11 protein-coding genes are annotated in these 12,839 nt (G+C 72.7%); 1 reads left to right on the forward strand and 10 read right to left on the reverse strand.

Going from position 1 to position 12,839, the window contains the following annotated elements; genetic code table 11:
- Positions 1-99: 99 nt before the first annotated feature.
- From pyrF to pyrR, 8 genes are all read right to left on the reverse strand, one after another.
- Positions 100-966, reverse strand: coding sequence for an orotidine-5'-phosphate decarboxylase (gene pyrF, locus ACLQ2W_RS15235; protein ID WP_425786990.1), 867 nt, complete (start codon positions 964-966; stop codon positions 100-102).
- 153 nt (positions 967-1,119) lie between these two features.
- Positions 1,120-2,394, reverse strand: coding sequence for an adenosylmethionine--8-amino-7-oxononanoate transaminase (locus tag ACLQ2W_RS15240; protein WP_425786991.1), 1,275 nt, complete (start codon positions 2,392-2,394; stop codon positions 1,120-1,122).
- A 149-nt stretch (positions 2,395-2,543) separates the two neighbouring features.
- Complete coding sequence (locus tag ACLQ2W_RS15245) at positions 2,544-3,557, reverse strand: quinone-dependent dihydroorotate dehydrogenase (RefSeq protein ID WP_425786992.1); 1,014 nt, start codon at positions 3,555-3,557, stop codon at positions 2,544-2,546.
- Positions 3,558-3,651: 94 nt separating this feature from the next.
- Positions 3,652-6,999 (reverse strand): carbamoyl-phosphate synthase large subunit, encoded by a 3,348-nt coding sequence (gene carB / locus ACLQ2W_RS15250; RefSeq protein ID WP_425786993.1) that lies wholly within the window; start codon positions 6,997-6,999, stop codon positions 3,652-3,654.
- Complete coding sequence (gene carA, locus ACLQ2W_RS15255; protein ID WP_425786994.1) at positions 6,992-8,158, reverse strand: glutamine-hydrolyzing carbamoyl-phosphate synthase small subunit; 1,167 nt, start codon at positions 8,156-8,158, stop codon at positions 6,992-6,994. Before carA ends, carB begins: the two co-directional genes overlap by 8 nt.
- A gap of 55 nt (positions 8,159-8,213) precedes the next feature.
- Positions 8,214-9,491 carry a dihydroorotase gene (locus ACLQ2W_RS15260; RefSeq protein ID WP_425786995.1) on the reverse strand — a complete coding sequence of 426 codons (1,278 nt, stop codon included), beginning with the start codon at positions 9,489-9,491 and terminating at the stop codon, positions 8,214-8,216.
- A complete protein-coding gene (locus tag ACLQ2W_RS15265; RefSeq protein WP_107160042.1) occupies positions 9,488-10,414 on the reverse strand; it encodes an aspartate carbamoyltransferase catalytic subunit in 927 nt (308 codons plus the stop codon). Before ACLQ2W_RS15265 ends, ACLQ2W_RS15260 begins: the two co-directional genes overlap by 4 nt.
- On the reverse strand, positions 10,411-10,995 hold the full coding sequence (gene pyrR / locus ACLQ2W_RS15270; RefSeq protein WP_405093609.1) for a bifunctional pyr operon transcriptional regulator/uracil phosphoribosyltransferase PyrR: 585 nt from the start codon (positions 10,993-10,995) through the stop codon (positions 10,411-10,413). Before pyrR ends, ACLQ2W_RS15265 begins: the two co-directional genes overlap by 4 nt.
- Before the next feature lie 286 nt (positions 10,996-11,281).
- Here pyrR and ACLQ2W_RS15275 point away from each other — a divergent pair, with 286 nt between their 5' ends.
- On the forward strand, positions 11,282-11,770 hold the full coding sequence (locus tag ACLQ2W_RS15275) for a transcriptional regulator BldD (RefSeq protein WP_013285505.1): 489 nt from the start codon (positions 11,282-11,284) through the stop codon (positions 11,768-11,770).
- Positions 11,771-11,835: 65 nt separating this feature from the next.
- Here ACLQ2W_RS15275 and nusB read toward each other — a convergent pair whose 3' ends face one another.
- Positions 11,836-12,246 carry a transcription antitermination factor NusB gene (gene nusB / locus ACLQ2W_RS15280; RefSeq protein WP_405094207.1) on the reverse strand — a complete coding sequence of 137 codons (411 nt, stop codon included), beginning with the start codon at positions 12,244-12,246 and terminating at the stop codon, positions 11,836-11,838.
- A gap of 23 nt (positions 12,247-12,269) precedes the next feature.
- Positions 12,270-12,827, reverse strand: a complete 558-nt coding sequence (gene efp / locus ACLQ2W_RS15285) for an elongation factor P (protein ID WP_107160036.1) — start codon at positions 12,825-12,827, stop codon at positions 12,270-12,272.
- Between the last annotated feature and the right edge of the window lie 12 nt (positions 12,828-12,839).

Consider the following 12,839-nt stretch of genomic DNA (forward strand, 5'->3'; position numbering starts at 1 on the left):
GTGAAACGTGGTGTCGCTGGCAACCAAAGGGGTCCGTGGTTCCCAGCGCGGGGAAAACTAGCGGTCAACGGAGCTTTCGGCAACGTGGACGCGCGATGATCAACGTAAAGTGACCGAGCCGTCAGTCAGTCCGGCGGTGGTCAGGGCGGCCCGGCACTCGGCCAGCGCCCGCTCCGCGGCGGCCCGCAGGGCGGTCGGGTCCGGCCCCGCGCCCAACACCTCCCGGGAGTACGACGGCAGCACCGACGGCAGCGCGGCGCCGAAGACGGCACGCAACCCGGCGGGGGTGCCGCCCTGCGCGCCCAGCCCCGGCGCGAGCAGCGGACCGTTCAGCCCGCCGAAGTCGTGGCCGGTCTCGCCGATCGTCGCGCCGACCACCAGACCGAAGCTGCCGAGCGGCTCCGCACCCCGGTTGAGCTGGGAAATCTCGTCGATGACGGCCTGCGCGACGGTGCGTCCGTCGGGCCCCACCGCGCGCTGCACGGCGGCCCCCTCCGGATTGGAGGTGAGCGCCAGGACGAAGACCCCGCCCCCGTGCGCGGCGGCCGTCTCGACCATCGGCGCGAGCGAACCTACTCCCAGGTAGGGGCTCGCGGTGATCGCGTCGACATACAGCGGGCTGGATGGATCGAGGTACGCCGAGGCGTACGCGCGGACCGTCGAGCCGATGTCTCCGCGCTTGACGTCGAGGAGAACGAGCGCACCCACATTACGCAACTGTCGGATAGTTGACTCAAGCACCGCCACGCCGCGCGAGCCGAAGCGCTCGAAGAACGCCGACTGCGGCTTGACCACCGCGACCCGGTCGCCGATGGCCTCCACCACGGTCCGGCTGAACCGCTCCAGCCCGTCGACGTCGTCGGGCAGCCCCCAGTCGGCCAGCAGACCCGGGTGCGGGTCGATTCCCACGCAGAGCGGTCCCCGCTCCGTCACGGCCCGGTGCAGGCGCGCGCCGAACGTCTCCATCGCGTCTCTCCCTCTCCCGACGGCTCCGGGCCGCCTCCGATGTCGCGCGACGGCCCTTCCGTCGCGTCAGCTCGCTCCGGCCGCCCCAGCCGGCCGGTCGGCCCCGAACCCGCCCCTGTCGGGCTCAACCGGCCCGGTCAGCCCCGATCGGGCTCAACCGGCCTTGACCGCCGCCGCCACGCCGGCGGCGATCCGTGCCACGTCCGCGGCGTCGCAGACGTACGGCGGCATGGTGTAGACGAGGTCGCGGAACGGGCGCAGCCACACCCCCTCGGCGACCGCCGCGGCGGTGGCCCGGGGCAGGTCCACCTCGTGGTCCAGTTGCACCACCCCGATCGCGCCGAGCACCCGCACGTCGGCCACCCCGGGCGTGCCGCGCAACGGCGCCAGGCCGTCCCGCAGCCCGGCGGCGATCTCCGCCACCCGCCCGGCCCAGTCCCCGGCGCGCAGCAGGCCCAGCGAGGCGTTCGCGACCGCGCAGGCGAGCGGGTTGCCCATGAACGTCGGCCCGTGCGCCAGCACGCCGCCGGCCGAGATCGCGCCGGCCACCGCCGGGGTGCAGAGCGCCGCCGCCAGCGTCAGGTAGCCGCCGGTGAGCGCCTTGCCGACGCAGAGCACGTCCGGCGTGACGCCGGCGTGCTCGGCGGCGAACATCCGCCCGGTCCGGCCGAAGCCGGTGGCGATCTCGTCGAAGATCAGCAGAACGCCGTGTGCCCGGGTCACCTCGCGCAGCACCCGCAGGTAGTGCGGATGGTGGAACCGCATCCCGCCGGCGCCCTGGACCACCGGCTCCACGATCACCGCGGCCAGCTCGGCGGCGTGCCGCTCGACGGCGTCCACCAGCGCCGCCTCGTACGCCGGGTCGGGCGGGGCGTCGAAGCCGGCCGGCGGCAGCGGCGCGAACACCTGCCGGGGCAGCACGTCGCCCCAGAGGTGGTGCATGCCGCCCTCCGGGTCGCAGACGCTCATCGGATGGAACGTGTCGCCGTGGTAGCCGCCCCGCCAGGTGCCCAGCCGGCGGCGCTCCGGGCGCCCCACGGCGCGCTGGTACTGGAGGGCCATCTTCACCGCGACCTCGACGCTCACCGAGCCGGAGTCGGCCAGGAAGACGTGTTCCAGGCCGTCCGGGGCCAGCTCGACCAGGGTGCGCGCCAGGCGTGCCGCGGGCTCGTGGGTGAGCCCGCCGAACATCACGTGGCTCATCCGGCCGAGCTGGTCGGTCACGGCCGCGTCCAGCACCGGGTGGCGGTAGCCGTGGATCGCCGCCCACCACGACGACATCCCGTCGACCAGCTCCCGGCCGTCGGCCAGCCGCAGCCGCACCCCCGACGCGCTCTCCACCACGAGCGGCGGGCCGGCCGGCGGCAACGCCGCGTACGGGTGCCACACGTGCCGCCGGTCCAGGGCGAGGATCTCCTCGGGCGTCACAGCTCCTCCTTCGCTCTCTCGCACGATCTTGCACTTTCGGCCCGCGTTGCGCCCGAAATGTTCGGTTTGCTGGGGCGGGAACTGCAAGATCGCGCGGGAGATCGGGGGTCAGGGCGCGGGGGTGGGGGGGGTGGGGGGTGGGGTGCGGGTCAGGGGAGGGTGCGGGTGGTGATGGCTCGGGTGAGGGCGGGGCCGCGGTAGATGAAGCCGGTGTAGAGCTGCACCAGGGCGGCGCCGGCGTCGAACATGCGGGTCGCGTCGTCCGGGTCGAGGATGCCGCCGACGCCGATCACCGGCAGTCGTCCGCCGGTCTCCCGGTGCACGAAGGCGACCACCTCGCGGGCGCGGGCGGTCAGCGGGCGGCCGGACAGGCCGCCGGTCTCGGCGCCGCGCGCCCGGTCGGCCGGGGCCAGCCCGTCCCGGCCGAGCGTGGTGTTGGTGGCGATGAGGCCGGCCGCGCCCCGGTCGAGGCACACCTCCAGCAGCTCCGCCACGGCCGGCTCGGTCAGGTCCGGGGCGATCTTCACCAGCACCGGTTTCTCGCCGACCAGCGCGGCGAGCAGCGCGTCCAGGTGGGACCGGTCCTGCAACGACCGTAGGCCCGGGGTGTTCGGCGAGGACACGTTGACCGCGAAGTAGTCGCCGTGGTCCTTGAGCGCCCGGTAGGAGGCGAGGTAGTCCTCGACCGCCCCGTCCAGCGGGGTCACCTTGGACTTGCCCAGCGAGATGCCCAGCGGGACGCCGAGCGGGCGCGGCAACGCCGCCAGCCGGGCGGCGAGCGCCTCGGCGCCGGCGTTGTTGAAGCCCATCCGGTTGACCACGGCCTCGCTGTCGCGCAGCCGGAACAGTCGCGGCCGGGGGTTGCCCGGTTGGGCGTGCGCGGTCACGGTGCCGACCTCGACGAAGCCGAAGCCCAGCGCCGGCCAGGCCGGCAACGCGACGCCGTTCTTGTCCATCCCGGCCGCCAGCCCGACCGGGTTCGGGAACCGCACCCCGAACACGGTGCGCGGCGCCGCCCGGAAATACGCCCGACGCAGCGCCCCCAGCACGGCCGGCCGCCGCGACAGCGCACCGAGCCGCGCCAGCGTCCACTCGTGCGCCGCCTCCGCGTCCCCGCCCCCGAGCGCGAACAGCCGGGGCCGCACCACCTTCTCGAAGATCACCGTTCGCCCTCCGGATCGGTGACCATGAGGTTGGCGGCGATGTGGATCTCCTCCACCGCCGCCAACCTCATGATCGACGCGGGTGTCGGGGTGGTCACTCGTTGGCCCGGAGCGCGGCGTGCAGGTCCTGGAGCGGGCGGACCTGGAGGTCGCCGTTGATGCGCGCCTCGATGCCCATCACCGCCGCCGCCGCGCCCGGAACCGTGGTGACGCACGGGATGTCCGCCGTCACGGCGGCGCTGCGGATCTCGTAGCCGTCCGAGCGGGCGCTCGCGCCCGAGCCCTGCGGCGTGTTCACCACCAGCGCGACGTCGCCGCCGAGGATCAGCGAGACCGCGTCCGCGCCCTCGCCCGACTCGTAGTGCTTGCGGATCTGCTCGCAGGCGATGCCGTGCCGGCGCAGCACCTCGGCCGTCCCGGTGGTGGCGACGATCTCGAAGCCCAGGTCGGCCAGGCGCTTGATCGGGAAGATCATGCCGCGCTTGTCCCGGTTGGCCACCGAGACGAAGATCTTCCCGGCGGTGGGCAGCGACCCGTACGCGGCGGCCTGCGACTTGGCGAACGCCTGGCCGAAGCCGGTGTCGATGCCCATCACCTCGCCGGTGGAGCGCATCTCCGGGCCGAGCAGCACGTCGATGCCCTTGCCGGACGGCGTGCGGAACCGCTTGAACGGCAGCACCGCCTCCTTCACCGCGATCGGCGCGTTCGGCGGCATGGTGCCGCCGTCCCCGGTCGGCGGCAGCATCCCCTCGGCCCGCAACTGCGCGATCGTGGCGCCCAGCGCGATCCGGGCCGCCGCCTTGGCCAGCGGCACCGCCGTCGCCTTCGACACGAACGGCACGGTCCGGGAGGCGCGCGGGTTGGCCTCCAGCACGTAGAGCGTGTCGCCCTGCAACGCGTACTGGACGTTGAGCAGGCCGCGCACCCCCACGCCGCGGGCGATCTCCTCGGTGTAGCGGCGCACCTGGGTCAGGTGCGAGCCGGCCAGCGTGATCGGCGGCAGCGCGCAGGACGAGTCGCCGGAGTGGATGCCGGCCTCCTCGATGTGCTCCATCACGCCGCCGAGGTAGACGTCGCCGTCCGCGTCGACGAGCGCGTCCACGTCGATCTCGATGGCGTCGTCGAGGAAACGGTCCACCAGCACCGGGTGGTCCGGTGAGATGTCGGTGGCCCGGCCGATGTAGTCGCGCAGCGTGGCGTCGTCGTAGACGATCTCCATGCCCCGGCCGCCGAGCACGTACGACGGGCGGACCAGCACCGGGTACCCGATCTCGTCCGCGATCGCCTTCGCCTCGTCGTACGAGGTGGCCATGCCGTGCGCGGGCGCGCGCAGCCCGGCCCGGTCCAGCACCGCGCCGAACGCGCCCCGCTCCTCGGCGAGGTGGATCGACTCCGGCGAGGTGCCCACGATCGGCACGCCGGCGTCCTTGAGCCGCTGGGCGAGGCCGAGCGGGGTCTGACCGCCGAGCTGCACGATCACCCCGACCACGCCGGGGCCGCCGGCCGCCTTGCCGGACGAGTCCTCGGCGTGCCACGCCTCCAGCACGTCCTCGAACGTCAGCGGCTCGAAGTAGAGCCGGTCGGCGGTGTCGTAGTCGGTGGACACGGTCTCCGGGTTGCAGTTGACCATGACCGTCTCGTAGTCCACCCCCCTGAGCGCCTGGACGGCGTGCACGCACGAGTAGTCGAACTCGATGCCCTGCCCGATCCGGTTCGGCCCGGAGCCGAGGATGAGCACCTTCGGCCGGGCCGAGGGCGTCACCTCGGTCTCCGAGTCGTACGTCGAGTAGTGGTAGGGCGTGGTCGCCTCGAACTCGGCCGCGCAGGTGTCCACCGTCTTGTAGACCGGCCGGATCCCGAGCCGGTGGCGCAGCGTCCGGACGCCGTCCTCGGCGGCCAGCTCGGGGCGGAGCGCGGCGAGCTGCCGGTCGGACAGGCCGGCGCGCTTGGCGCGACGCAGCAGCGCGGCGTCGAGCACCGGGGCGTCGACGATCTCGGCGCGCAGCTCGACCAGCGCGGCGATCTGGTCCAGGAACCACGGGTCCATGCCGCCGGACGCCTCGGCCACCTCGGCGATCGACGCGCCGAGGCGCAGCGCCCGCTCGACGGTGTAGAGCCGGCCGTCGTGCGGCATCCGCAGCGCCGTGAGGGTGTTCTCCTTCGTGGCGCCCGCCGGGTCGGGGACGGTCCAGAAGCCGGCCGCCCTGGTTTCCATCGAGCGCATCGCCTTGTTCAGCGCCTCGGTGAAGTTGCGGCCCAGGCTCATCGCCTCGCCCACCGACTTCATGGTGGTGGTCAGCTCCGGGTCGGCGCCGGGGAACTTCTCGAACGCGAACCGGGGGATCTTCACCACCACGTAGTCGAGCGTCGGCTCGAACGCGGCCGGCGTCTTGAGCGTGATGTCGTTGGGGATCTCGTCGAGCGTGTAGCCGATGGCGAGCTTCGCGGCGATCTTCGCGATCGGGAAGCCGGTCGCCTTGGACGCCAGCGCCGAGGAGCGGGACACCCGCGGGTTCATCTCGATCACGACGATCCGGCCGTCGGCCGGGTTCACCGCGAACTGGATGTTGCAGCCGCCGGTGTCCACCCCGACCTCGCGCAGCACCGCGATGCCGAGGTCGCGCAGTCGCTGGTACTCCCGGTCGGTGAGCGTCATCGACGGGGCGACGGTGACGCTGTCGCCGGTGTGCACGCCCATCGGGTCGACGTTCTCGATCGAGCAGACCACCACCACGTTGTCGTGGCGGTCCCGCATCAGTTCGAGCTCGTACTCCTTCCAGCCGAGCACGCTCTCCTCGATGAGCACCTCGTGCACCGGGCTGGCCGCCAGGCCCGCCCCGGCGATGCGCTCCAGGTCCTCGTCGGTGTGCGCCATCCCGGAGCCGAGACCGCCCATGGTGAACGACGGCCGGATGACCACCGGCAGGCCCAGGTCGGCGACGGTGTCGCGGACCTCGTCCATGGAGTGGCAGACCCGCGAGCGCGGGGTCAGCGTGGACGGGTCGTCCAGACCCAGGCGTACGCCGGCCTTGGCCACGATGTCCTTGAAGAGCTGGCGGTCCTCGCCCCGGTTGATGGCGTCGATGTTGGCGCCGATCAGCTCGACGCCGTACTTCTCCAGCACGCCCGCCTCGTGCAGCGCGACCGCGGTGTTCAGCGCGGTCTGCCCGCCCAGCGTGGGCAGCAGCGCGTCCGGGCGTTCCTTGGCGATGACCAGCTCGACGAACTCCGGGGTGATCGGCTCGACGTACGTGGCGTCGGCGAACTCCGGGTCGGTCATGATCGTCGCCGGGTTGGAGTTGACCAGGCTGACCCGGATGCCCTCGCTGCGCAGCACCCGGCAGGCCTGGGTGCCGGAGTAGTCGAACTCGCAGGCCTGTCCGATCACGATCGGCCCGGAGCCGATGACCAGGATGTGCTTGAGATCGGTCCGCTTAGGCATTCGTACGCCCCTCGCTGTGGGTCCGGCCTTCGATGAGCTCGGCGAAGCGGTCGAAGAGGTAGTCCGCGTCGTGCGGGCCGGCCGCCGCCTCCGGGTGGTACTGGACGGTGAAGGCGGGCACGTCCTCGGCCCGCAGCCCCTCGACCACGTTGTCATTGAGGCAGACATGGGAGACCCGGACGCCACCGAACGCGGTGTCGACCACCTGGTCGGGGACGACCGCGCCGGAGGAGACCCCGGGCACCTGGACCGCGAAGCCGTGGTTGTGGCTGGTCACCTCGACCTTGCCGGTGGCCCGGTCGAGCACCGGCTGGTTGATGCCGCGGTGGCCGTACCCCAGCTTGTAGGTGCCGAAGCCGAGCGCCCGGCCGAGGATCTGGCTGCCGAAGCAGATGCCGAACAGCGGGATCCGGCGGGTGAGCACCTCGCGGGCCAGCGCCACCGGCCCGTCGGCGGTCGCCGGGTCACCCGGGCCGGGTGAGAGGAACACCGCGTCCGCGCCGGTGGCGAGCAGGTCCTCGACCGTCGAGCCGGCCGGCAACACGTGGGTGGTGACGCCGCGGGCGGCGAGCCGGCGCGGCACGTTGCGCTTGATGCCCAGGTCCAGCGCGGCCACCGTGAACCGGTGCTCGCCGACGGCCTCCACCACGTACGGCTTGGCGGTGGTCACCTCGGCGGACAGGTCCGCGCCGACCATCGACGGCGCGCGGCGGACCCGATCGAGCAGGGCGGCCGGGTCGTCGTCGACGCTGGAGACACCGACCCGCATCGCGCCGCGTTCCCGCAGGTGCCGGGTGAGCGCCCGGGTGTCGATCCCGCTGATGCCGACCACGCCCTCGGCGGCGAGCCGGTCCTCCAGCCCGCCGGTGGCGCGCCAGTTCGAGCCGATCCGGGCCGGGTCGCGCACCACGTACCCGGCCACCCAGATCCGGCCGGACTCGTCGTCGGAGCCGTTGACGCCGGTGTTGCCGATGTGCGGCGCGGTCTGCACCACCACCTGACGGTGGTAGGAGGGGTCGGTGAGCGTCTCCTGGTAGCCGGTCATGCCGGTGTTGAAGACCGCCTCGCCGAAGGTCTCCCCGACGCTGCCGTACGCCTCGCCGTGGAACGTGCGCCCGTCCTCCAGGACGAGGATCGCGCTTCTCCGCCTACTGCTCACTGCGCCCGCCTTCCGTTCGCGACTGCGGGACTCCGCTGCGCTGCGTTCCTCGCGCTCACTTGACAGCCTTTCCGTCCAGGACCGTCGGCTCGCCGCGCAGGAAGGTCGCCACGATGCGACCCGGCAGCGTCATGCGGGCGTACGGGGTGTTGCGACTGCGACTGGCCAGCTCGGCCGGCTCGATCACGCGCCGGGCCGCCGGGTCGACCACTGTCAGGTTGGCCGGCACGCCGGGGGCCGGGTCGAGGCCGTGTCCGGCCAGCCCGGCGATCCGGGCCGGGACCCGCGACATGCGCTCGGCGATCAGGTCCCACCGCGGGCCGAGCACGTCGAGCGCGATGGAGAGCGCGGTCTCCAGGCCGAGCATGCCCGGCCTGGCGTACGCCCACTCGCACTCCTTGTCCTCCACGGCGTGCGGCGCGTGGTCGGTGGCGATGATGTCGATCACGCCCTCGGCCAGCGCGGTACGCAGCGCGGCGACGTCGGCGGCGGTGCGCAGCGGCGGGTTGACCTTGAAGACCGGGTCGTAGCTCTCCGCGCGCTCGTCGGTGAGCAGCAGGTGGTGCGGGGTCACCTCGGCGGTCACCCGCACGCCGCGCGCCTTGGCCTGGCGCAGCACCTCGACGCTGCCGGCGGTGGAGACGTGGCAGACGTGCAGCCGGCTGCCCACGTGCTCGGCGAGCAGCACGTCCCGGGCGATGATCGCCTCCTCGGCCACGGCCGGCCACCCGGTCAGGCCGAGGCGGGTGGAGACCTCACCCTCGTGCATCTGCGCGCCCTCGGTGAGGCGTGGCTCCTCGGCGTGCTGGGCGATCACCCCGTCGAACGCCTTGACGTACTCCAGCGCGCGGCGCATCAGCCGCGGGTCGGCGACGCAGTGCCCGTCGTCGGAGAAGATCCGCACCCGGGCCGCGGAGTCGGCCATCGCGCCCAGCTCGGCCAGCCGCTCGCCGGCCAGCCCGACGGTGACCGCGCCGATCGGCTGCACGTCGACCAGGCCGGCCTCCCGGCCCAGCCGCCAGACCTGCTCGACCACGCCGGCGGTGTCCGCGACCGGCGAGGTGTTCGCCATCGCGCAGACCGCCGTGTAGCCGCCGAGCGCCGCCGCCCGGGAGCCGGACTCGACCGTCTCGGCGTCCTCCCGGCCGGGTTCGCGCAGGTGGGTGTGCAGGTCGACCAGGCCGGGCAGCGCGACCAGGCCGGTCGCGTCGATGACGGTGGCGTCGTCCGCGGCGAGCCCGCGGCCCGTCTCGGCCACCACGCCGTCGCGGATGAGCAGGTCGGTCGGCTCGCCGCCGACGACGCTGACGTTGGTGATGAGGTACGCGGTCACCGGTTGTTCCCTCCGAGCAGCAGGTAGAGGACGGCCATCCGCACGGAGACCCCGTTGGCGACCTGTTCGACGATGGTGGAGCGGGGTGAGTCGGCGACCTCGGGCGTGATCTCCATCCCCCGGTTCATCGGGCCGGGGTGCATGACGATCGCGTGCTCGGGCAGCCGGCGCATGCGCGGCCCGTCCAGCCCGTAGCGCCGGGCGTACTCGCGGGCCGACGGGAAGTAGGAGTCGCTCATCCGCTCCCGCTGCACCCGCAGCATCATCACCACGTCCACACCGGGTGCAACGGTGTCGAGGTCGTAGGAGACGTCGATGCCGGGGGCGAGCGCGGTCGCGATGTCGACCGGGATGAGCGTCGGCGGGCCGACCAGCGTGACCTTGGCGCCGAGCGTGGTGAGCAGCAGCACGTTGGAGCGGGCCACCCGGGAGTGCAGCACGTCGCCGACGATCGCCACGTGCAGGCCGGCGAGCCGGCCCAGCCGGGACCGCATCGTGTACGCGTCCAGCAGCGCCTGGGTGGGGTGCTCGTGGGTGCCGTCGCCGGCGTTGACCACCGACCCGTCCACCCAGTCGGCCAGCCGGTGCGGCGCGCCGGAGGCGGGGTGCCGGACCACCACCGCGTCGGCGCCCATCGCCTGGAGCGTGAGCGCGGTGTCCTTCAGGCTCTCGCCCTTGGCCACGCTGGACCCCTTGGCGGAAAAGTTGATCACGTCGGCGCTGAGCCGCTTGGCGGCGGCCTCGAACGAGATCCGGGTCCGGGTGGAGTCCTCGTAGAACAGGTTCACCACGGTGCGCCCGCGCAGCGCGGGCAGCTTCTTGACCTCCCGGCCGGCCACGGTCGCCATCTCGGCGGCGGTGTCCAGGACCAGGGTGGCGGTGTCGGCGTCCAGGTCGGCGCCGGAGAGCAGGTGCCGGATCATGCGGGATTCCCCCCGTACAACTTGACCTCGTCGGCGCCGTCGGTCTCGGCGAGGGTGACCTTGACGTTCTCGGCCAGCGCGGTGGGGATGTTCTTGCCCACGTAGTCGGCGCGGATCGGCAGTTGGCGGTGGCCGCGGTCGACCAGGACGGCGAGTTGCACGGAGGCCGGGCGGCCGACGTCGCTGAGCGCGTCCAGCGCGGCCCGCACGGTGCGGCCGGAGAAGAGCACGTCGTCGACGAGCACGACCCGCCGGCCGTCGATCCCGCCCGGCGGCAGGTCGGTCGGGCCGACCGCGCGGGTGGCGTGCCGGCGCAGGTCGTCGCGGTAGAGCGTGATGTCGAGCACGCCCACCGGAACGGTCACGTCCTCGAACGTGCTGATCCGGGCCGCGAGGCGGCGGGCCAGGGGCACACCCCGGGTGGGGATGCCGAGCAGCACGGTGTCGGCGGCGCCCTGGGTCTTCTCCAGGATCTGGTGGGCGATGCGGTCGACCACCCGCGAGACGTCCGCTGCGGCGAGGATCACCTTCACCGAGGGTTGTCGCGGCGGCGACGAATGGGCAGCCGATGGGTAGGCCACGGCGGACCTCCTTCCCCGCCTCACGGGACGGGTCGTTAAAGGACGTCTATCGACTCCGGCGGGCCCGCGCGGGGCCCGGACCGGGGCTCCACGCCACGTTACCAGCGGTCACCGGCCCCGCTGCCGCCGGTCCTGACCTGCCGGTCAGCCCGGCGAAATGCGGACAAGCCACACCGGCCTGTCGAACCTCCCCGACACCACCACTTGACCAGTTGTCGCAATCCCCGTACCGTCACGCTCCGTAGCGATAGCTGGGAGAACCCCGAGCAGCACTGGGAGTGTCCGAATGCCCTCTGAATACGCCAAGTCGCTGGGCGCCCGCCTGCGCTCCATCCGCCAGCAGCAGGGCCTGTCCCTGCAGGGGGTGGAGGAGAAGTCGAACGGGCGGTGGAAGGCCGTGGTGGTCGGCTCGTACGAGCGCGGCGACCGCGCCGTCACCGTGTCCCGCCTGGCGGAGCTGGCCGACTTCTACCGCGTTCCCGTCTCGGAGCTGCTGCCCGACGGCAGCGGGGTGCGTCACGAGCCCACCAGCAAGATCGTGCTGGACCTGGAGCGGCTCTACGACGAGGCCTCCGAGGACCTGGCCTACGTCGCCCGGTACGCCCGCGCCATCCAGCAGCAGCGCGGCGACTACAACGGCCGGGTGCTCTCCATCCGCGCCGACGACCTGCGGGCCCTCGCGATCGTCTACGACGCCTCACCGTCGGGCCTGATCGAGCGGCTCACCGAGCACGGTGTGCTGGTCGCCGACCCGCGGGCGTTCTTCGCCTCCTGAGCCACGCACCACGAAGGGCCCGTGCCGGACGGCACGGGCCCTTCGTCGTCACCAGGTGCGGAGCCTCAGCGGCTGGCGTACTCGGCGATCCGGCCGAGAATGCCGTTGAGGAAGCGGGGCGAGTCGTCGGTCGACATCTGCCGGGCCAGCTCGACGGCCTCGCTGATCGCCACCGCGTCGTCGATCTCGTCGACGTAGAGCAACTCGTACACGGCGATCCGGGCCAGGTTGCGGTCGACCACCGGCATCCGCTCCAGCGTCCACCCCTCGGCGTAGCTGGCGATGATCTCGTCGATCCGGTCGAGGTGCGCCGCGACACCCTCGACCAGCCCGACCGCGTAGCCGAGGTGGTCGGGGCGGGGCTGCTCGATCCGCTCCAGGTAGCCGGCGAGCACCTCGACCGGCGGCCGGTCCCGCAGGTCGGCCTCGAAGAGCACGTCCAGCGCCCGCTTGCGCGCCTTGCGGCGCGCCGGCATCTGCTGCTTCGGACCCTCGGCCATCAGGCTCGGCCGAGGTAACGGCCGTCGCGGGTGTCGACCTTGATCTTCTCGCCGGTGGTGATGAACAGCGGCACCTGGACGGTGGCGCCGGTCTCGACCGTGGCCGGCTTGTTGCCGCCGGTGGACCGGTCGCCCTGGAGGCCCGGCTCGGTGTAGGTGACCTCGAGCACGACCGAGGTCGGCAGCTCGATGTAGAGCGGGACGCCCTCGTGGGTGGCGACGGTCGCCTCGGCCTCCGGGAGGAGGTAGTTGGCGGCCTCGCCGACGGTGCCGCCCATCACGGTGATCTGGTCGAACGTCTCCAGATCCATGAAGACGTAGTCTTCGCCGTCGGCGTACAGGTACTGCATGGTGCGCTTGTCGACGGTGGCGGTCTCGACCTTGGTGCCCGCGTTGAAGGTCTTGTCGACCACCTTGCCGGACAGCACGTTCTTCAGCGTGGTACGCACGAACGCACCACCCTTACCGGGCTTGACGTGCTGGAACTCGACGACGGCCCACAGCTCGCCGTCCAGGTTGAGTACCAGGCCGTTCTTCAGGTCGTTGGTGGAGGCCATTTCCTGCCTTGA

The organism is Micromonospora sp. DT227, assembly GCF_049841835.1.
Lineage (GTDB): Bacteria > Actinomycetota > Actinomycetes > Mycobacteriales > Micromonosporaceae > Micromonospora.